Below are 20,740 nucleotides of genomic sequence, written 5' to 3'. Positions count from 1 at the left end.
CGGGCAGTTTCCCTTCGGTCTTGCGTTTCCGACTCTATCAGACTCTTTCGTGTCCGATTTCCTCGGTGCCTTTCAGGTTTCCGCTCCGGCCTTTCAGCTTTTCGCGTTTCCCTTTCCGGCGGTCCAAACACTATCAGTCATTTTCCGCTGCTCCGACCGTGGGCTTCTGCGGGCATGCGGAAGTCGATCAAAGCTAGGATCTGTCGTGATAGTTGCCGCTGAGCCACCAGGCACTCGAAGGTGCCGTTCGGCCTCAAGCAGGGGTACGACAGTACATGGGGGTGAAGGGCAGGCGCAAATCGTTTGCGTGCACCCTCTACGTCAGCCAACCGGTACCTATCATGCGGAACCGGGACTTTTTATGACTTACGCTTCTGAAACGGTACGCCGTCCAGGACAGGCAGTGACGGTGACCATCAATCTCCACCCCTGGGAGGCTTGCCATGACCAGTGTGACGTCCCCGCTCGCCGGACGCGCCATTGGACTCACCGCCGTTCCTGACCCGGTCTTTTCCGGTGCGATGGTCGGTCCCGGCACCGCCATCGACCCGGTGCGCGAGCCCTCGGCGGCTGTCGCGCCCATCGACGGCATCGTCGTCTCTCTTCACCCCCACGCCTATGTAGTAGTGGACGGGCAGGGCCACGGCGTCCTGACGCACCTGGGCATCGACACCGTGCAGCTCAACGGCGAGGGCTTCGAGCTGCTCGTCAACAAGGGCGACACCGTGCAGCGTGGTCAGGAGATGGTGCGCTGGGACCCGGCCGCCGTCGAAGCCGCCGGCAAGTCCCCGATCTGCCCGATCGTTGCCCTCGAGGCCACCGCCGAGTCCCTCTCCGATGTGATCGAGGACGGCGACGTCAAGTCCGGCGACGCGCTGTTCAGCTGGAAGTGACGCGGGCCGTCGCTGGCGGCATGCAGGTCAACCACCGCGGCGGCTGGGCCCGCCGCACTATCGGAGACGGTGAGATGGAGACAACGCTGCGAGGCGTCGGCGTGAGCCATGGTGTGGCGATCGGCGAGGTTCGGCACATGGGGACGGCGGTTCTCGAGCCGCCGGCCAAGCAGATTCCGACGGAGGACGCGGAGCGCGAGCAGGGGCGCGCCCGTCAGGCCGTGGAAGCTGTGGCGGCCGATCTGGTTGCACGCGGCAATCTGGCCGGTGGCGAGGCACAGCACGTGCTGGAGGCCCAGGCCATGATGGCGCAGGACCCGGAGCTCATGGCCGATGTCGACCGCCGTATCGCGGTTGGCAGTACGGCGGAGCGTGCGGTGTACGACGCCTTCGCGTCTTATCGGGCGTTGCTGGCCGGTGCCGGTGAGTACCTCGCGGGTCGCGTCGCCGACCTGGACGACGTGCGGAACCGGATCGTGGCGCGGCTGCTCGGGGTGCCCATGCCCGGTGTCCCGGACAGCGACAAGCCCTACGTGCTGATCGCGCGGGACCTGGCTCCCGCGGACACGGCGCTGCTCGACCCGACGCTCGTGCTCGGCTTCGTCACCGAGGAGGGCGGGCCGACCAGTCACAGCGCGATCCTGGCGCGTGCGCTCGGAGTGCCGGCCGTGGTCGCGCTGCCCGGCGCGGGTGAGCTCGCCGAGGGCACGGTTGTCGCTGTCGACGGCAGCACGGGCGACATCTTCGTCGATCCGAGCCCGGAGAAGCGGGCCGAGCTGGAGGCCGCCTCCGCCGCGCGGAAGGCCGCGCTGGCCGCGTCGTCCGGTCCGGGTGCGACGTCCGACGGTCACAAGGTGCCGCTGCTGGCCAACGTCGGCGGTCCGGCCGACGTGCCTGCCGCGGTCGAGGCCGGTGCCGAGGGTGTCGGTCTCTTCCGTACCGAATTCCTCTTCCTGGACGACAGCAGCAGGGCTCCTTCCGAGGAGAAGCAGGTCGAGGCGTACCGGAAGGTTCTCGAGGCATTCCCCGAGGGCCGAGTCGTGGTGCGCGTCCTCGACGCCGGTGCGGACAAGCCGCTGGACTTCCTGACGCCCGCCGACGAGCCGAACCCGGCTCTGGGTGTACGTGGTCTGCGTTCTCTTCTCGAGCACCCCGACGTTCTGCGTACGCAGCTGACCGCGCTGGCCAAGGCTGTTGAGGGGCTGCCGGTCTACCTCGAGGTCATGGCGCCGATGGTCGCCGACCGTGCCGACGCGAAGGCCTTCGCCGACGCGTGCCGCGAGGCAGGTCTTGAGGCGAAGTTCGGTGCGATGGTCGAGATTCCGTCGGCCGCTCTGCGGGCGCGTTCGATCCTTCAGGAGGTCGAGTTCCTTTCACTGGGGACCAATGACCTCGCGCAGTACACGTTCGCCGCTGACCGGCAGGTCGGTGCGGTGTCCCGGCTTCAGGACCCGTGGCAGCCCGCGCTGCTCGACCTGGTCGCGCTGTCCGCGGACGCGGCGAGGGCCGAGGGCAAGAGCTGCGGTGTCTGCGGTGAGGCCGCGTCCGACCCGCTGCTCGCGTGCGTCCTGACCGGTCTGGGCGTCACCTCCCTTTCCATGGGTGCGGCGTCGATTCCTTACGTGCGGACGACGCTCGGCAAGTACACGCTGGCGCAGTGCGAGCGTGCGGCCTCGGCCGCGCGTGCCGCGGACTCCGCCGAGGAGGCCCGCAAGGCCGCTCAGGCGGTGCTGTCCGGCGAGTAGCCGGAGGCCGGTTCGTTGTCGTGGGGCGCTTCACCTTCGTGGTGGAGCGCCCCACGGGCGTTTCAGTGGGTGTGCCCGCCCTGGGGGCCGGTGTCTCCGAGGTCGGGGGCCGCGCAGTAGTCGACGCCGGACTCGGGTGCGACGAGGTCGCCGGACTGGGCGTCGGTGCAGTAGGCGTCGAAGACTTCCGCCGCGGTGAGGGGTAGCAGGCGTTCGTCGCGCAGGCGCCAGCCCTGGACGCGGTCGTCCCTGTCCGAAGCGGTGGTGCGCATGACCAGGCCGCCCGGGCTCGCGGTGGCGAGGCCGAGGGCCAGGACCGTGGTGAACTCGAGCGCCTCCTTCTCGTCAAGTCGTGTGCTGTCCTCGGTGTAGCGGTCGACGTGGAGCACCGACAGCAGTGATTCGGCGTCGGTGGGGACGCTGCACACGAGGTGGTGGGCGCCGATGCCTGCCGTGTCGAGGACCCGCGTCAGGAGGAGCGAGGCGCGGGCGAAGGCGTCCCTTCCGATGTCCCGGCCGCAGGCGCCGCACACTCCGATCCGGGCGAGGACGGACGAGGCGTACTCCCAGGTGGCCTGCCGGACGGCTTCGTCGACGAGGTCGGGCAGGAGGTCGGCCAGGGGCTGACCTTCGTAGGGGACGGTGGCGCCCATGGCGGCCAGTTCGGCGGTGAACCGGGTGCGGCTCGTCGGGGTGTCCGGTTCGAGGCCGCTCTCGGCGCAGAACTCCGCGTACTCCTCGGGGTCGAACAGGGCGACGGTGGTGTGTCCGCCCTGGGCGGCGAGGGCCTGGAGGAGGCTCTCGACCTGCTGGAGGTACGTGTCGTGGTCGTCGAAGGCGAAGGTGCGGTAACTCCGCATCGCCGTGAAGTCGCGTTCGTCGGCGAGGAGGCCGATGATGCCCGCGACTTCACGGCGCAGGACGCGTCGCATGCCGGCGTGCCGGGTGTTCTGGGTGTGCGCCATGGTTCCCCCTGAGAGCTGTAGGTCAATGCTCACTCACGGTAATCGCGGGCACTGACAACGGCGGGGAACCGGGTTCGGTCAGGGGCGGTTGCGGGCGATGTCCTCGTAGAAACGCAGGAGTTCGACGCTGTCGACCGAGCCGAGGTTGACGGCCTTTTCCAGGGGTGTGCCTTGGAGGAGGCGTTTGACGGGGACCTCGATGCGCTTGCCGGTGAGGGTGTGCGGGACGCCGGGGGCTTCGATGATGTCGTCGGGGATGTGGCGGGGGGAGAGGTTCTCGCGGATGGTCCGCTTGATGCGGGCGCGGAGGTCGTCGTCGAGTGCGGCGCCGGGTGCGAGGTGGACGAACAGGGGCATCCAGTAGCCGCCGTCGGGCTGTTCGAGGCCGATGACGAGGGACTCGCGGATTTCGGGGAGGCGTTCGACGGCCTCGTAGATGTCGGCCGAACCCATACGGACGCCCTGGCGGTTCAGGGTGGAGTCCGAGCGGCCGTGGATCACGACCGAGCCGCGGGAGGTGAGGGTGATCCAGTCGCCGTGCCGCCAGACGCCGGGGTAGGTGTCGAAGTAGCTGTCGTGGTAGCGGCTGCCGTCGGGGTCGTTCCAGAAGCGGATCGGCATCGAGGGCATGGGGTTGGTGACGACGAGTTCACCGACCTCGTCGATGAGCGGCTTGCCCTGCGGGTCCCAGGACTGGAGGTCCGTGCCGAGGCAGGGGGCCTGGAGTTCGCCGATGTGGACGGGCAGGGTCGGGACGGCTCCGGCGAAGCAGGAGCAGACGTCCGTGCCGCCGCTGACGGAGGCGATCCAGAGGTCTTCGCGCACCTCGTCGTGCAGCCAGCGGAAGCCGTCGGGCGGGAGCGGCGAGCCGGTCGTGGCGACGCACTTGACGCGGGAGAGGTCGTGGTCGCGCGAGGGGTGGACGCCGGCCTTGCGGCAGGCCATGACGTAGGCGGCCGAGGTGCCGAAGAGGGTGGCTCCGGTGCGTTCGGCGACGGCCCATTGGGCGCCGGTGTCGGGGTAGCCGGGGCTGCCGTCGTAGACGACGATCGTGGTGCCCGTGAGGAGGCCGGAGGCGAGGAAGTTCCACATCATCCAGCCGGTGGACGTGTACCAGAAGAAGCGGTCTCCGGGGCCGAGGTCGCAGTGCAGGCCGAGCTGTTTGAGGTGCTCGATCAGGATGCCGCCCTGGGACTGGACGATCGCCTTGGGGAGTCCCGTCGTGCCTGAGGAGTACAGGACCCACAGCGGGTGGTCGAAGGGGACGGCTTCGAAGACGGGCTCGGTGTCGGCGGAGGTGAGCTCCGACCACTCGAGGGCTCCTTCGGGGGCGTCCGTGCCGAGCAGCGGGATGTGGACGACGGCGCGGAGAGTGGGCAGTTCGGCGCGGAGTTCGCTGACGGTGTCACGGCGGTCGTGCTCCTTGCCTCCGTAGCGGTAGCCGTCGACGGTGAACAGGACGACGGGTTCGACCTGCTGGAAGCGGTCGAGGACGCTGCGGGCGCCGAAGTCCGGGGCGCAGGACGTCCAGACTCCGCCGACGGCCGCGGTCGCGAGGAGGGCGACGACGGCCTCGGGGATGTTCGGCAGATAGCCGCTGACGCGGTCGCCCGGGCGTACGCCGATGGCGCGCAGTTCGGCGGCGAGCGAGCCGACCTGGCGGCGCAGTTCGGCCCAGGTCACGGGGCGGGTTTCGTGTGTCTCGTCCACATGAAGGATGGCCGGGGTGTCCGCGCGCGCGGGGTCGGTGGCCGTGCGCAGGGCGTGTTCGGCGTAGTTCAGGGAGGCGCCGGGGAACCATTCCGCTCCGGGCATGGAGCGGTTGCCGAGCACGCGCGTGTAGGGGGTGGTGAACCGGATGTCGAACCAGTCGGCGACGGCCTTCCAGAACGTGTCGAGTTCGGTCACCGACCAGCGGTGCAATGCTTCGTAACCGCCGTCGGCGGGGGCTCCGTAGTGTTCGGACGCCCATGCCTGGAAGCGCGTGATCTGCGCCTCGGCGATGAATTCCTCGTCGGGCTTCCAGAGCGGCGTCGGATTCGCTGCGGACGGCATGGGGCGGCTCCCGGATGTACGCGTGGTGTGCGTCGGTCCCGCGCACGGGCCGGTGTGTGCGCGTGACGCGGCTGACAGGGACGATGCCACGTGATCGACTTCCGCACCAGGTTGTGCCCCACATAGTCCGTGTCGTGAAGGTGTGCTGCCACCACGGATGAACGGCAGTTGAACGACTCACCTTTGCGCGCCGCGCAATGACAGGGTGAGCAGCATGAACGGTCGTGACCTGGTACGCGCGGTGAGGGCGGTTGGCTTGGTGGGGGCGGTCCAGGGTTTGCGGGCGGTGCGGTCCTCGTGGCGCAGGAGGCGGGCGGATGCGGTGGGTCTGCGGCGCCGGGGGCCGGAGCGGGCGAGGGTGCCGGGGCAGGTGACCGGGGCCGAGCCGGCGCCCGGTGGTGGTGTCGTCCGGTTCACGCGGTCCCAGCTGCGGATCACGGTGACGGTGACGGGTGCGGTCTTCTGGGGCTGGGACGGGGCGGATCCCGAGCCGTCGTACGCGCTGGCGGGTTCCTGTCCGCAGCCGGATCCGCGGGCCGTCCTGGAGCCGGACAAGGACGGCGGCTGGCGGGTGGTGTCGGAGCGGGTGACCGTCGTCGTGTCGCGGCACGGCGCTGTCTCCGTGTGTACGCCGGGAGGTGTGGTGCTGCGGCGGGATCTGCCGCCTCGCTGGTGGGAGCCGGTGGATGGCGGCGAGGCGCGGTGGGTGCAGCGGTCCGAGGTGGCCGCGGACGCGCGGTTCTACGGTCTGGGCGGGCGGGCCTCGGGGCCACGGCTGCGGGACGGCGCGTACCGGCTGTGGAACACGGATCCGGGCGGTTCGTTCGGGCCGGGGGACGATCCGCTGTATCTGACCATGCCGGTGCAGATGGTGGTCGCCGACGCGGGCACCCATCTGGTGTTCCACGACAACTCGTGGGACGGCACGGTGACGCTTTCGGAGGGCGAGGAGGGGGCCGGTTCCGGGCACGACCGTGCGGGGACGTGCGAGGTCCGGATGGAGGGCGGTCCGCTGCGCTGCTGGGTCATGGTGGGTGCCCCCGCGCGCGTGCTGCGCGCGTGGGCGTCGCTGACCGGCGCGCCCGCGCTGCCGCCGGCCTGGGCGCTCGGGTATCAGCACGCGCGCTGGGGCTTCGGCGGGGGGAACGAGGTGCGGCGGATCGTCGCGGGCTACCGGGAGCGGGGGCTTCCGCTCGGCGCGGTGCATCTGGACATCGATCATCTCGACGCGTTTCAGGTGTTCACGGTCGACCAGGAGACGTATCCGGGGCTCCCGCGGCTCGCCGAGGACCTTCGCCGGGACGGTGTGCGGCTGGTGTCGATCGTCGACCCCGCGGTCAAGGCGGAGGCGGGGAACGCCGTGTACGACGCGGGAACGTCCGCTGACGCCTTCGTGAAGGACGCGGCGGGGAGGCCGGTGCGGGGCGTGGTGTGGCCGGGTGAGTCCGTGTACCCCGACTTCACCGACCGCGCGGTGCGCAAGTGGTGGGGCGGTCTGTACGAGGAGCGGCTCGCCCAGGGGTTCTCGGGGTTCTGGCACGACATGAACGAGCCGGCGTCGTTCGCCGCGTTCGGTGACCCGACACTGCCCCGCTCGGCACGGCACTCCCTGGAGGGGCGGGGCGGCGACCATCGGGAGGCGCACAACGTGTACGGGCTCTGCATGGCGCGCGCCGGCCACGAGGGGCTGCGTGAACTGCGGCCCCAGGAGCGGCCGTTCCTGTTCTCGCGCTCGGGCTGGGCGGGGATGCAGCGCTACGGAGGGACGTGGTCGGGGGATGTTGCCACGGGGTGGCCCGGTTTGCGCGCCTCGTTGTCCTTGGTGCTCGGGCTCGGGTTGTGTGGGGTGCCTTACTCGGGGCCGGACGTGGGCGGGTTCGACGGGGAGCCGTCCCCGGAGCTGTATCTGCGGTGGTTCCAGCTGGGTGCGTATCTGCCGCTGTTCCGTACGCATGCGGCGCTGCGGGCGGGTCGCCGGGAGCCGTGGGAGTTCGGTGACGAGGTGCTGGGGCACGCGCGCGTGGCGCTCGTCGAGCGCAGGCGGCTGCTGCCGTACTTCGTGACACTGGCCCATCTCGCGCGGCGTACGGGTGCTCCGTATGTGCGGCCTGTGTGGTGGGGTACTCCGGAGGACAGGGCGTTGCGGGACTGCGAGGACGCGTTCTTGTTGGGTGACTCCTTGTTGGTGGCTCCGGTCCTGGAGCCGGGTGCGGACCGGAGGGCGGTGCGGCTGCCGCGCGGGCGCTGGTACGACACGGAGAGTGGGCAGGCGCACGAGGGGCCCGGTGAGGTTCTGGTGGACGCGCCGCTGTCCCGTGTTCCCGTCTTCGCGCGCGCGGGCGCGGTGATCCCGGTGCGGGGTGAGGACGGGGAGCTGTGCCTGGAGGTGTGGGCTCCGGCGCAGGGGCGCACCGGCGGTGGGGTTGTCGTGCCCGACGTCGGTGACGGCTGGGAGACGCCGGACGTCCAGCGCTACACCTCACGGTGGAGCGGCGGCAGTCCGGTGGTGGAGCGGCAGGACGAGGGCGGGCCGGCCGAGCCCGCGTACCCGGTGCGGATCCGCGGGCTCTGAGCGTTCAGAGGGCTGGGTGGTTCATGCGGCGGGATATCACACGTAGCGGCCCTCGAACCAGGCGCGGACGGCCAAGGTGTGAAGGGGGAAGGCGAGTTCGGCGGGGCGGCGCAGGAGGTGCCAGCCTTCCGTCTCGTCCGTGACGGCGGGCTCGGGCAGTTCGGCGGCCGGGCGTTCCGGGAGGAGGCCGAACAGGAGCAGATGTCCGTCGGGTGAGCTCATCGCGTCGGCGAGGCGTACGTCGCGGCTCGCCGCCTCGATGCCCGTCTCCTCCTTGAGCTCACGGACGACGGCGTCGCGCCAGTCCTCCCTGTGGTCGACGAACCCGCCGGGCAGGGCGACTCCCCCGCGCGCGGGGGCGATGGTCCGAGTGATCACGACGAGAGCGGAACCGCGGCTGTCGTAGACGGCCTGGAGGGCGACCGCGACCGGCAGAGGGTTGCGGTAGCTCACGTCGGCGCAGGCCGGGCACGTGCGCGGCCATCCCGAGACGTCGGGTCCGTAGGCGGTTCCACAGCTCGAACAGTGGGAATCCGGAACGGGGTTGCTTATGTGGTGGGGTGCTGACACGCCGCGGACTGTATCCGATCGCGAAGCGCGGCTCTTCCCTGGCCACCATTGATCCTGATAGATCCAGGGTTCATGACACGAACCGCAACTGCAGTACGCAGACTCGCCGTCACCGCCGCCGCCGCACTCCTGTGGACGGCCACCGCTCCCGGCGCCGCCCAGGCGAAGCCCGAGCCCAAGGCTCCCCCGCAGTTCGTGGCGCTGCGGGACGTCGACCCGACGATCATCCAGGAGATCCGCTACATCACTCCGCACAACTTCGTCGGAGCGCCCGTCGACGGCTACGAGAAGCCGATGTGCATCCTCACCGAGCCTGCCGCGAAGGCGCTCCGCAAGGCGCAGGCCGGGCTCCTGAAGCGGGGCTACTCGCTGAAGGTGTACGACTGCTACCGGCCGCAGCGGGCGGTCGACCACTTCGTGCGCTGGGCCAAGGACCTCGACGACCATCGGATGAAGGCGGAGTTCTATCCGCAGGTCGACAAGACGCGGCTGTTCGCGGACGGTTACATCGCGGAGAAGTCCGGGCACAGCCGCGGCTCCACGCTGGATCTGACCGTCGTGAAGCTGCCGGCTCTGCCCACGCGCGCGTACGTGCCCGGTGAGCGGCTGGCGCCCTGCTACGGGCCGAAGAAGGAGCGTTTCCCCGACAACTCGGTGGACATGGGCACGGGCTTCGACTGCTTCGACACGCTCGCCCACACCGACGACCCACGGATCGAGGGGGCGCAGCGCGCGAACCGTGACCTCCTGCGGGACGCCCTGGCCGCCCAGGGGTTCGTGAACCTGCCGGAGGAGTGGTGGCACTTCACGTACAAGCCGGAGCTCTTCCCGGACACGTACTTCGACTTCCCCATCTCGCGGCGTTCCCTGAGTGACCGGCCCATGGCACACTTCTGACGGTCCATCAGATCTACTGGTGTTCTGGTGGCGTCGTCGGATCCAGCGCGGGAGGGGCCTTGTCGCGTACGCGCACACCTGTCGTGGCCGATTGGTTCACCGGGGAGGGAGAGGACTTCCGGCTGCTCGGCACGCGATGCTCGGCCTGCGCCTCGGTCTTCTTCCCTCGCGAGGACACCTTCTGCCGCAACCCCGGCTGCGCCGGAGGGGAGCTGCTCTCCGTGCCGCTCTCCCCGCGCGGCCGGGTCTGGTCGTACACGGACAGCCGGTACCGGCCTCCGGCACCGTACGTGTCCGATCCGGAACTACCTTGGCAGCCCTACACGTTGATCGCTGTGGAGCTGGAGTCGGAGCGTCTGGTGGTGCTCGGGCAGGCGGTTCCCGGGGTCTCCGTGGCCGACCTGGAGGTGGGCATGGAGGTGGAGGTCGTGCCCGGAGTGCTCGACGAGGACGGGGACACGACCTGGACGACGTGGCACTGGCGGCCGACGGGGGTGGCGGCATGACGGACGACGTGGCGGTGCTCGGCGCGGGCATGCACCCCTGGGGCAAGTGGGGGCGCGGCTTCGTCGAGTACGGGACGGTGGCGGCGCGGGCGGCGCTCGCCGACGCGGGGGTCGACTGGCGCGACGTGGACTCCGTCGTGGGCGCGGACACGGTGCGGGGCGGGTACCCGGGCTATGTGGCGGGCGCGACGTTCGCGAAGGCGCTCGGCTGGCAGGGCGCGCGGGTCGCGAGTGTGTACGCGGCGTGCGCCTCGGGCGCCCAGGCGGTCAATGCGGCGCGTACGCAGATCCTCGCGGGGCTCGCCGACGTCGTACTCGTGGTGGGTGCCGACGCCGCGCCCAAGGGGTTCTTCCGGCCCGCGGGCGGGGACCGGCACGACGATCCGGACTGGCTGCGGTTCCGGGTGCTCGGCGCGACCAATCCTGCCTACTTCGGTCTGTACGCGCGTCGGCGCATGGCCGTGCACGGGGACATGCTGGAGGACTTCGCGCAGGTCAAGGTGAAGAACGCGGCGGCGGGCGCGCTCAATCCGAACGCCCGGTACCGCAAGACGGTGACCGCCGAGGAGGTGGCCGCTTCGGCTGTCGTCGCCGATCCCCTGCGACTCCTGGACATCTGCGCCACGTCCGACGGGGCGGCCGCGCTCGTGCTGTGCGGCATGGACTTCGCGCGCAAGCACGGAGTGCGCAATCCGGTGCGGATCCGCGCGGTGTCGACGGTCACGCCCACGTATCCGAACACGGTGCTCGACCTCCCGGACATCGCCACCGACTCGGCCGCGGTCGTCGAGCCGGACGGCGTCACCTTCCGCGCCTCGATAGCGCGGGCGGCGTACGAGGAGGCCGGGATCGGCCCGGAAGACCTCTCCCTCGCCGAGGTGTACGACCTGTCGACCGCTCTGGAACTCCAGTGGTACGAGGATCTGGGGCTGTGCGGCGAGGGCGAGGCGGCGAAGCTGCTGAGGGAGGGCGCGACGGCTCCCGGCGGGCGCATACCCGTGAACGCCAGTGGCGGACTCGCGTCCTTCGGAGAAGCGGTCCCCGCGCAGGCCATCGCTCAGGTCTGCGAGCTGACGTGGCAGTTGCGCGGCACGGCGGGCGCCCGGCAGGTGGCTGACGCGCGCGTGGGCATCACGGCGAATCAGGGACTGTTCGGGCACGGCTCGTCCGTGGTCGCGGTCCGCTGACCGGCGGCCGCCTATGGATCCGTACGCTGCGTGTTCGGCCGAAAAGGGTGCGTGAACAGCTCGTGAACTGCGCCTGGGCGCGCGCCGGGGGCGCCATCATGCTTCCGTGCCTTCCTGGACGGACGCTCTCCGTTTCGCCTTCCAGCCGGTCGTCAATCTGACGACCGGAGCCGTGGCGGCCCTGGAGATACTCGCCCGTCCGGAGGTCGGCGACGTGCTGGCGCAGGCCCGGCGCGACCCCGAACTCGACGGCCGTCTGGCGGCGTTGGCGGTGCGCTCGGCGGCGCAGCGGGAGACGCTGCTGCCGCTGCACGTCAATGTGTTCGCCGGGACGGTGGCGGATCTGGGTGGCCTCGCCGCGCTGCGGGACGCCGTCCGGGACGTGGGACGGCTGCCCTGGGAAGTGACGGTCGACATCGGTCCCCCGTTCACCCACGTGCCGCACCGGGCGCTCCTGGAGGGGGTCACGGCCCTGCGCGACGAGGGCTTCCGGGTCTGCGCGGACGGCGTCGGTGACGGCGACCTGCCGCTGCGGCTCCTGGTCGACCTGGCGCCGGACCTCGTGAAGCTGGATCCCTCGTTGCTGTCGCGTCCCGCGTCGGTGAGCGCGATGCGGACGCTGTGCGAAGGGCTGGGCGCACTGCTCGCCGTCGAGGGCGTGGAGACGGAACTGCAATGCGGCGCCGCGCGGGAAGCCGGGGCGCAGCTGGCACAGGGCGAGCTGTTCGCGCCGCCGTCGCGGCTGCCGGCGGCCGATGTGTACGTGCCGGCGCTCACTCCCCCAGTGGCGGCGCCGCCGCCTTCGGGACCGCCGGTACGCCAGTTCGTGCGGCCCGCCGCGCTGCTGCCCGCTTCGGCATCGGCGGGGCGGGTACGCGCGCTGCTCACCGGGTCGCCCGAGGTGTCCGGCGTGCTCCTCGTGGACTCGGCGGGCGCACCGGTGCGTTCCGTGCAGCGGGACCGCTTCCTGTTGTCGCTCTCGGGCCGCTACGGGCATGCGCTCTACGCCGACCGTCCGGCCGCCCGCCATGGTGACCGGCCGCGCACGGTGGGCGTGGACGCCACCGCCTGGGAGGTCCTCGACGTCCTCGCGGACGGCGAGCGCAGCCGTACGGCCGACGATGTCGCGGTCGTCGACAAGCGGGGGCGGTGCGTGGGCATCGTGCGACTCGCCGATCTCGTGCGCGCGCTGGCCGAGAGCCGCGTCGAGGAGGCGGCCGCGCTCAATCCGCTGACGCGGCTGCCCGGTTCGGACGCCATCACGGGCGAGGTGGACCGGCGGATCGCGCAGGGGCGCGGGTTCGCCCTGAGCTGGCTGGACATCGACGGGTTCAAGCAGGTCAACGACGGTGCGGGGTTCGCCGCGGGTGACGATCTGATTCGTGAGGTGGGCAGGTCCCTGGCACGGGCCGCGTCGGGCACGACCAGGGTGGGGCACATCGGGGGCGACGACTTCCTGGTACTTGCCGATCCGGACGGGCTCGATCCGCTGGCGTCCGCGGTGCTCGACGTGCCCTGGGCGGCGGGCGGGCGGCCCGTCACGCTGTCGCTCGCCACGGTGTTGTGCGCGGCGGGCAGCGTCACCGACCACCGGCAGGCGGCGGCGTCGCTGGCGCCGCTCAAGCAGGCCGCCAAGGCGCTGCCGGGGGCGAGTTGGGTCATCGGCCGCTCGGACACTCCGGGGCACGAGGTGCGGCGGGGTGTGCGTGCGGGGGCGGCCCCGGCGTCCGGGACGGCGTGGACGGGGGCCGGGCCGCGCGCGGAAGCGGAATCCGGCCGCGCAGCCGCTGGATGACCCGGGCGCGGGCCGTGCGTGCGGGCGCCGCCAACCGTTCCGGTCCACGACCTTGACGCTCCATCACGGCCGGTGAACACTTCCGGGTGTCGGTCGGCATCGCCGCACGTCGTCCCACCGCCGCTCAGGGCCCAGCCTGTCCGTCGGGCTCCTCCTGTCGCGTTCGGGCAGGTCAGGGCCTTCCCCCACCGGCGAAACGAGTGATCCGACTGAGCGGGAACGCCTGTCGCGGGCGCCGGGTGGGGCGCGGGAGACCCTGCCGTCGGCCGTTGCAGCCAGAGCCGTCCGGAACCAGCCATGGAAAACGCACCCTGCACTGAGGACCGGGGCGTATCGCTCCGGGCGAGGGCCTAGGAGCCGCCATGAGCAATGGAGACATCTTCGTCGGTGAGGTCATCGGGACCGCGATCCTGATTCTGTTCGGCGCCGGCGTGTGCGCCGCGGTCACGCTCAAGCATTCCAAGGCGAGAGCCTCGGGATGGGTAGTCATCGCGTTCGGGTGGGGCTTCGGCGTGCTGGCCGGGGCGTACACCGCCGCGCCGCTGTCCGGGGGCCAGCTCAACCCGGCGGTGACGATCGGCATCGCGGTGGACACCGGCAAGTGGGACAAGGTCTGGGTCTATCTGCTCGGCCAGATGGTCGGCGCGATGCTGGGCGCCGTGCTGGCCTATCTCGTCTATCTGGCCCAGTTCAACGCCAACGTCACGTCGGGGTCCGGCGAGAGCGAAGCGGACGACGACGGGCCCACTCCGACGCTCGGGATCTTCTCCACGATCCCCGAGATCAACAACCCCGTGGCCAACCTGATCACCGAGATCATCGCGACGATCGCCCTCGTGCTGCCCATCCTCGCGTTCGGGCTCACCAAGGGGCTCGGGGAGTCCGGCACGACGGCGCTCGTCGTGGCCTTCCTGGTCGTCGGGATCGGCCTCTCGCTCGGTGGGCCCACCGGGTACGCCATCAACCCTGCGCGCGACCTCGGTCCGCGCATCGTGCACTCGTTCCTGCCGATCCCCAACAAGGGCACGTCCGGCTGGGGTTACGCCATCATCCCGGTGGCCGGGCCGCTGATCGGCGGCGCGCTGGCGGGGCTCATCTACAACGCGGCGTTCTGACCGCGGCCGGGCCGCGCCACGTCGCTATCGCGTCCCCGCGCGCGGGGACCTCAGACGAAGACGAAGGGGAGTCACATGCCCGACAACGATGTGAAGTACGTCGCCGCCATCGACCAGGGCACCACCTCGAGCCGCTGCATCATCTTCAACCACGGCGGGGAGATCGTCGCCGTCGACCAGCGCGAGCACCGGCAGATCTTCCCGAAGCCCGGCTGGGTGGAGCACGACGCCACCGAGATCTGGTCCAAGGTGCAGGCCGTGGTCGCCGGCGCGCTCGCCAAGGCCGGGCTGCGCGCCGACGACCTGAGCGCGCTCGGCATCACCAACCAGCGGGAGACGACGGTCCTTTGGGACCGGGCCACGGGCCGGCCCGTGCACAACGCGATCGTGTGGCAGGACACCCGTACGTCGGCCCTGTGCAATGAACTGGGCGGCACGGACGGGCAGGACCGCTTCCGCGAGCAGACCGGTCTGCCGCTCGCGAGCTACTTCTCCGGGCCCAAGGCGGCCTGGCTCCTCGACAACGTGCCGGGGCTGCGCGCCCGCGCCGAGCGGGGCGAGATCGCGTTCGGCACCATCGACTCCTGGCTCATCTGGAACCTGACCGGCGGCACGGACGGCGGTGTGCACGTCACCGACGTCACCAACGCCGGTCGCACCATGCTCATGAACCTGGAGACGCTCCAGTGGGACCAGGGGATCCTGTCGGCGATGAACGTGCCGGAGGCGGTGCTCCCGGAGATCAGGTCATCGGCCGAGGTCTACGGGACGGCCGTCGGCCAGCTGTCCGGGGTGCCGGTCGCGTCCGCGCTCGGCGACCAGCAGGCCGCGATCTTCGGGCAGGCCTGCTACGACACGGGGACGGCCAAGAACACGTACGGCACAGGCAGTTTCCTGCTGCTCAACACCGGGAACCGGCCCGTCCCCTCGAAGCACGGACTGCTCACCACGATGGGGTACAAGATCGGCTCCGAGGCGCCGGTGTACTGCCTCGAAGGGTCGATCGCGATCACCGGCGCCCTGGTGCAGTGGTTCCGCGACCAGCTCGGGATCATCCGCACGGCCGACGAGATCGAGACGCTCGCGGCGAGTGTGAGTGACAACGGCGGCGCCTACATCGTGCCGGCGTTCTCAGGCCTGTTCGCGCCGTACTGGCGCTCGGACGCGCGCGGTGTCGTCACGGGGCTGACGCGGTACGTCACCAAGGCCCATCTGGCGCGGGCCGTCCTGGAGGCGACGAGCTGGCAGACACGCGAGGTCGTCGACGCGATGTACCAGGACTCCGGCGTGCAGATCACGACGCTGAAGGTCGACGGCGGCATGACCAAGAACAATCTCCTGATGCAGCATCAGGCAGATGTCCTCGGTGTGCCGGTGATCCGGCCGCGGGTGTCGGAGACGACGTGCCTGGGCGCCGCGTACGCGGCCGGGCTCGCGACGGGGGTGTGGAACGACCTGGACGAGCTCAAGGCGCACTGGCAGCGCGACGCGGAGTGGACGCCGGCCATGGACGGCGCGACGCGTGAGCGCGAGTACCGCAACTGGCGCAAGGCCGTGGAGAAGAGCTTCGGCTGGCACGACGACGAGGCGTGACGGTCGGCGCGCGCCTCTTGTGACTGGCGCGTGGTCCTGGTGAGGGCCACGCGCGCGTGGACGACGGTCCGCACCCCGGTCGGCGAGGGTGCGGGCCGTTCCCACGTCCTCCGTCAGCGCGCGGGCGGTTCAGGTGGTGGCCGGCTGACGGCGGCGCGCGCCCACGGCCATCGCGTGCTCGACGACGCCGATGAGGACCTCCTTGACAGTCTCCTTCTCGCGCGCGTCGCAATGCAGGACGGGCACGTCGGAGTCGAGGTCGAGGGCCTGCCGTACGTCATCGGCCGGATAACGGGCCGAGCCTTCAAAGCAGTTGACGCCCACGACGAACGGTATGGAGCGCCGCTCGAAGTAGTCGACGGCGGCGAAGCAGTCCTCCAGGCGGCGGGTGTCGGCGAGGACCACGGCACCCAGAGCACCGGTCGCCAGCTCGTCCCACAGGAACCAGAAACGGTCCTGCCCGGGGGTGCCGAAGAGGTAGAGCACCAGGTCCTCGCGGAGCGTGATCCGGCCGAAGTCCATGGCGACCGTGGTGGTGTGCTTGCCCTCGACGCCCCGGGTGTCGTCGAGCGGGCGGCCCGCCTCGCTGAGCAGCTCCTCGGTGCGCAGGGGCTTGATCTCACTGACCGCACCGACGAGCGTCGTCTTGCCCACGCCGAATCCGCCGGCCACGAGAATCTTGAGCGTGACGGGCTCCACGGGGGGCTTGCCGCGCTCAGAACGCCCGAAGATCATGGGTCTCTTCTCCTGCCTCACTGCTGTCGCTGTGGTCGTTCCCGGCGGGCGGCGGCGGACCGTATCCGCCGCCTCCGGGGGTTTCGATGACGAGTACGTCGCCGGGGAGCACGTCCGCCGAGTCGCTGCCGGCGAGCCGGTCGACCGTGCCGTCGGGGTGCTCCACGGAGTTGGCGCCCAGGGCCCCCGGCCCGCCGCCCGCCATGCCGTACGGCGGGACCCTGCGGTGCTGCGAGAGGGTGGACACGGTCATGGGTTCGAGGAAGCGGAGACGGCGTACGGCGCCGTCGCCGCCGTGCCACCGTCCGGGGCCCCCGCTGCCGCGCCGCACGGCGAACTCCTCGAGCAGGACGGGCAGCCGCCACTCCAGGACCTCGGGGTCGGTGAGCCGCGAGTTGGTCATGTGGGTCTGTACGACGGGCGCTCCGTGGAAGCCGTCGCCGGCTCCGGAGCCCGAGGCCACGGTCTCGTAGTACTGGTGGCTCTCGTTGCCGAAGGTCACGTTGTTCATCGTCCCGGAGCCCTCGGCCTGTACACCCAGGGCCGCGTAGAGGGCGCCGGTGATGGCCTGGGAGGTCTCCACGTTGCCGGCGACGACGGCGGCGGGTGGCTCGGGGGCGAGGAACGAGCCGGGCGGCACGACGATGCGCAAGGGGCGCAGGCAGCCGTCGTTGAGGGGGATGTCGTCGTCCACGAGGGTGCGGAAGACGTACAGGACGGCCGCGTTGACGACGGCGAAGGGCGCGTTGAAGTTGGTGGCGAGCTGTGGTGACGTGCCGGTGAAGTCGACGGTCGCGCCGCGCTGTTCGCGGTCCACGGTGACCCGGACGCGGATCACGGCGCCCGAGTCGGTCTCGTAGGCGAACTCGCCGTCCTGTAGTGCGTCGACGACGCGGCGCACGGCTTCCTCCGCGTTGTCCTGGACGTGCTTCATGTACGCCTGGACGACGTCGAGCCCGAAGTGGTCGATCATGCGGGCGACTTCGTCGACGCCCTTCTGGTTGGCGGCGATCTGGGCGCGCAGGTCGGCGAGGTTGGTCCGCGGGTTGCGCGATGGAAACGGGCCGCCGGTGAGCAGGCCCAGGGTCTCCGTCTCGCGGAAGCGGCCCCCTTCGACGAGCAGCCAGTTGTCGAAGAGGATGCCTTCCTCTTCGATGGTGCGGCTGCCCGCGGGCATGGAGCCGGGGGCGATGCCGCCGATCTCCGCGTGGTGGCCGCGCGAGGCGACGTAGAACAGGATCCGCTCACCCTCCGTGTCGAAGACCGGGGTGATGACGGTGACGTCGGGGAGGTGGGTGCCCCCGTGGTAGGGGTCGTTCACGGCGTACGTGTCCCCCGGCCGCATGCGCGTGCCGCGGCGGCGGATGACCTCCTTGACGCTTGTGCCCATGGATCCCAGGTGGACGGGGATGTGGGGGGCGTTCGCGACGAGGCTGCCGTCGGGGTCGAAGAGCGCGCAGGAGAAGTCGAGGCGCTCCTTGATGTTGACCGACTGGGAGGTGGACTCCAGGCGGGCGCCCATCTGCTCGGCGATCGACATGAAGAGGTTGTTGAAGACCTCGAGGAGTACGGGGTCGGCTGCCGTGCCGATGTCGGAACTCTCCGTGACCGCCGCGCGTTCCATGATCAGGTGGCCGTCGTCCGTCACGGCCGCCCGCCAGCCGTCGTCCACGACCGTCGTGGAACCGGACTCGGCGATGATCGCGGGTCCGGTGACGCTGTCGCCGGGCGGCAGTTGGTCGCGTCGGTGCAGGGGCACGTCGCGCCAGGCGCCGCCGGTGTGGAGGCTGGCGGTTTCCGGGGCGTCGGGCGGGGCCGAGCGTGGTGCGAGGGCGGAAAGATCGGGGGGTGCGGTGAGGCCGGTTGCTTCGACGGAGAGGGCTTCGACGACGAGAGGGCGGTCGAGGGTGAAGGAGTAGGTGGCGCGATGGCGTTCTTCGAAGGCGGCGCGCATCGTGTCGGGGTCCGTGAGTTCCACGGTGAGCGTGGTGTCGGTGCCGTCGTAGCGCAGTTGGGCCCGGCGGGTGACGCGGACGCGGTCCTCGGGCACGTCCTCGGCGAGGAGTTCCGCGCGGGCCGCGCCCTCCAGGCCGTCGGCGGTCTTGTGGACGTGCGGCATGGCGGACGGTTCGAGCGGTGCCTCGACGGACTGCTCGCGCATGGCGGTCGTGTCGGCGAGGCCGATGCCGAGGGCGGACAGGACTCCCGCCATGGGCGGTACGAGGACGGTGCGGATGCCGAGCGAGTCGGCGACCCGGCACGCATGCTGGCCACCGGCTCCGCCGAACGTCGTGAGGGCGTAGCGGGTGACGTCGTGGCCCTTTTGGACGGAGATCCGCTTCACGGCGTTCGCGATGTTGGCGACGGCGATCTGCAGATAGCCCTCGGCGACCTGTTCGGGGGTGCGGTCGTCGCCGGTGCGGTCGCGGATCTCGCGGGCGAGCGCGGCGAAGCGGTCCCGTACGAGGGTGCGATCCAGTGGCTGGTCACCCTCGGGGCCGAACACTGCGGGGAAATGGGCGGGTTGGATGCGCCCGAGGGCTACGTTCGCGTCGGTGACGGTGAGCGGGCCGCCGCCGCGGTAGCAGGCGGGGCCCGGGTCGGCGCCCGCGGAGTCGGGGCCCACGCGGTAGCGGCTGCCGTCGAAGTGGAGGACGGACCCGCCGCCGGCCGCGACGGTGTGGATGTCGAGCATGGGGGCGCGCAGGCGTACGCCGGCGATCTGCGTGGTGAAGACGCGCTCGTACTCCCCCGCGTAGTGCGACACGTCCGTGGACGTGCCGCCCATGTCGAAGCCGATGACGCGGTCGAAGCCGGCGAGGCGGGACACGCGGGCCATGCCGACGATGCCGCCGGCGGGTCCGGACAGGATGGCGTCCTTGCCGCGGAACTGCCCGGCCTCGGTGAGCCCGCCGTTGGACTGCATGAACATCAGGCGTACGCCCGCGAGTTGGTCCGCCACCTGCTGGACGTAGCGGCGAAGGACCGGCGACAGGTAGGCGTCGACGACCGTCGTGTCCCCGCGCGGGACGACCTTCATCAGAGGGCTGACCTCGCTGGAGAGCGAGATCTGCGGGAAGCCGATCCGGGCCGCGAGGGCGCCGATGCGCCGCTCGTGGTCGGGGTACAGATGGCTGTGCATGCAGACGACGGCGAGGGCCCTGATCCCGTCGTCGTACGCCTGGCGCAGCGACACCTCGAGTGCGTCCGTGTCGAGCGGGGTGAGGACGGCGCCGTGGGCGTCGACGCGCTCGTCGGCTTCGATGACCCGTTCGTGGAGCAGCTCGGGCAGTTCGATGCGGCGCGCGAAGATGCGGGGCCTGTTCTGGTACGCGATGCGCAGGGCGTCGCGAAAGCCCCGGGTGACGACCAGGGCGGTGCGTTCGCCCTTGCGTTCCAGAAGGGCGTTGGTGGCGACGGTGGTGCCCATGCGGACGGAGTCGACACGGGTGTGCCCCGACTCGCCCTCGCTGTCGAGGAGTCCACGGATCGCGGCAACGGCGGGGTCGCGGTAGCGGGCGGGGTTGTCGGACAGGAGCTTGTGGGTGAGCAGGCGTCCGTCGGGGTGCCGCGCGACGACATCGGTGAACGTGCCGCCTCGGTCGATCCAGAACTGCCAGCCTGTCACGCGCGTCTCCGTTGTTCGCCCCGCTGCTCGCCTGGTCCCCACCCCCGTGTGTGGCCTCGGTGTACGCGTGGGTCAGAGCGCCCTGAGACCGTTGATCACGTCGCGCAGAATACTCTCGTCCGGGAGCTCGGCAGGGGGTACGGGCCGGGTCACATGGACCAGTTCCTCGTCGACGAGATCGCCGATGAGGACGCGTACGACACCGATCGGAAGGTCGAGTTCCGCGGCGAGTTCGGCCACCGACTGAGGGCTGTCGCGGCACAGCCCGACGATGTCCACGTGCTCCGGGGACAGCGTCTGGTCGGCGGCGGGGTCGCCGGTGCGGTGTTCCGCGACGACGACGGCGATCAGGTCGAGACGATGCTGGGCCGCGCTGGTGGTGCGGCCGCGTGTCATGGCGTACGGGCGAACCACCGGTCCGGCGTCGTCGTCGAACCAGTGGTGCGTCTCCTGCGTCCCCTCCCCGTCAGGACTCATACCGGCC

General features: G+C 70.9%; 15 protein-coding genes. 9 read left to right on the top strand and 6 right to left on the bottom strand.

Features of this window, described 5'->3' with window-relative positions; genetic code table 11:
* Window positions 1–443 precede the first annotated feature (443 nt).
* Both ACWFR4_RS34945 and ptsP read left to right on the top strand, forming a co-directional pair.
* Complete coding sequence (locus ACWFR4_RS34945; protein WP_453457621.1) at window positions 444–893, top strand: PTS sugar transporter subunit IIA; 450 nt, start codon at window positions 444–446, stop codon at window positions 891–893.
* A 74-nt stretch (window positions 894–967) separates the two neighbouring features.
* Window positions 968–2,638: a phosphoenolpyruvate--protein phosphotransferase gene (gene ptsP, locus ACWFR4_RS34940; RefSeq protein WP_453457629.1), complete on the top strand. Its 1,671-nt coding sequence runs from the start codon at window positions 968–970 to the stop codon at window positions 2,636–2,638.
* Window positions 2,639–2,700: 62 nt separating this feature from the next.
* Here ptsP and ACWFR4_RS34935 read toward each other — a convergent pair whose 3' ends face one another.
* Window positions 2,701–3,603 (bottom strand): hypothetical protein, encoded by a 903-nt coding sequence (locus ACWFR4_RS34935; protein WP_453457618.1) that lies wholly within the window; start codon window positions 3,601–3,603, stop codon window positions 2,701–2,703.
* 78 nt (window positions 3,604–3,681) lie between these two features.
* A complete protein-coding gene (locus tag ACWFR4_RS34930; RefSeq protein ID WP_453457615.1) occupies window positions 3,682–5,658 on the bottom strand; it encodes an acetoacetate--CoA ligase in 1,977 nt (658 codons plus the stop codon).
* Between the two features lie 214 nt (window positions 5,659–5,872).
* On the opposite strand from ACWFR4_RS34930, the gene ACWFR4_RS34925 reads away from it, so the two are divergent.
* On the top strand, window positions 5,873–8,230 hold the full coding sequence (locus ACWFR4_RS34925) for a glycoside hydrolase family 31 protein (protein WP_453655997.1): 2,358 nt from the start codon (window positions 5,873–5,875) through the stop codon (window positions 8,228–8,230).
* Window positions 8,231–8,266: 36 nt separating this feature from the next.
* Here ACWFR4_RS34925 and ACWFR4_RS34920 read toward each other — a convergent pair whose 3' ends face one another.
* Window positions 8,267–8,800 (bottom strand): NUDIX domain-containing protein, encoded by a 534-nt coding sequence (locus ACWFR4_RS34920; RefSeq protein WP_453457609.1) that lies wholly within the window; start codon window positions 8,798–8,800, stop codon window positions 8,267–8,269.
* A gap of 72 nt (window positions 8,801–8,872) precedes the next feature.
* Here ACWFR4_RS34920 and ACWFR4_RS34915 point away from each other — a divergent pair, with 72 nt between their 5' ends.
* The 6 genes from ACWFR4_RS34915 to glpK all read left to right on the top strand — a co-directional run bounded on the left by ACWFR4_RS34915 (window position 8,873) and on the right by glpK (window position 15,893).
* On the top strand, window positions 8,873–9,697 hold the full coding sequence (locus ACWFR4_RS34915; RefSeq protein ID WP_453655996.1) for a M15 family metallopeptidase: 825 nt from the start codon (window positions 8,873–8,875) through the stop codon (window positions 9,695–9,697).
* A 59-nt stretch (window positions 9,698–9,756) separates the two neighbouring features.
* Complete coding sequence (locus tag ACWFR4_RS34910; protein ID WP_453457604.1) at window positions 9,757–10,203, top strand: Zn-ribbon domain-containing OB-fold protein; 447 nt, start codon at window positions 9,757–9,759, stop codon at window positions 10,201–10,203.
* On the top strand, window positions 10,200–11,390 hold the full coding sequence (locus tag ACWFR4_RS34905) for a lipid-transfer protein (protein ID WP_453655995.1): 1,191 nt from the start codon (window positions 10,200–10,202) through the stop codon (window positions 11,388–11,390). Before ACWFR4_RS34910 ends, ACWFR4_RS34905 begins: the two co-directional genes overlap by 4 nt.
* A gap of 106 nt (window positions 11,391–11,496) precedes the next feature.
* Window positions 11,497–13,185: an EAL domain-containing protein gene (locus ACWFR4_RS34900; protein ID WP_453457598.1), complete on the top strand. Its 1,689-nt coding sequence runs from the start codon at window positions 11,497–11,499 to the stop codon at window positions 13,183–13,185.
* 362 nt (window positions 13,186–13,547) lie between these two features.
* Window positions 13,548–14,300, top strand: coding sequence for an MIP/aquaporin family protein (locus ACWFR4_RS34895; protein WP_453457595.1), 753 nt, complete (start codon window positions 13,548–13,550; stop codon window positions 14,298–14,300).
* Window positions 14,301–14,375: 75 nt separating this feature from the next.
* Window positions 14,376–15,893, top strand: a complete 1,518-nt coding sequence (glpK, locus tag ACWFR4_RS34890) for a glycerol kinase GlpK (protein ID WP_266668234.1) — start codon at window positions 14,376–14,378, stop codon at window positions 15,891–15,893.
* A 129-nt stretch (window positions 15,894–16,022) separates the two neighbouring features.
* On the opposite strand, the gene ACWFR4_RS34885 is transcribed toward glpK, so the two are convergent.
* The 3 genes from ACWFR4_RS34885 to ACWFR4_RS34875 all read right to left on the bottom strand — a co-directional run bounded on the left by ACWFR4_RS34885 (window position 16,023) and on the right by ACWFR4_RS34875 (window position 20,733).
* The gene (locus ACWFR4_RS34885; protein ID WP_405482853.1) at window positions 16,023–16,628 is read right to left on the bottom strand and encodes a GTP-binding protein; all 606 of its coding nucleotides are present in this window, start codon (window positions 16,626–16,628) and stop codon (window positions 16,023–16,025) included.
* Complete coding sequence (locus ACWFR4_RS34880) at window positions 16,609–20,256, bottom strand: hydantoinase B/oxoprolinase family protein (RefSeq protein WP_453655994.1); 3,648 nt, start codon at window positions 20,254–20,256, stop codon at window positions 16,609–16,611. Before ACWFR4_RS34880 ends, ACWFR4_RS34885 begins: the two co-directional genes overlap by 20 nt.
* A gap of 72 nt (window positions 20,257–20,328) precedes the next feature.
* Window positions 20,329–20,733, bottom strand: coding sequence for a DUF742 domain-containing protein (locus tag ACWFR4_RS34875; RefSeq protein ID WP_266566735.1), 405 nt, complete (start codon window positions 20,731–20,733; stop codon window positions 20,329–20,331).
* Between the last annotated feature and the right edge of the window lie 7 nt (window positions 20,734–20,740).

This window comes from Streptomyces sp. NPDC055140 (assembly GCF_053607285.1).
The sequence above is the reverse complement of the archived record's forward strand: the minus strand, read 5'-3'. Positions and strand labels throughout refer to the sequence as shown.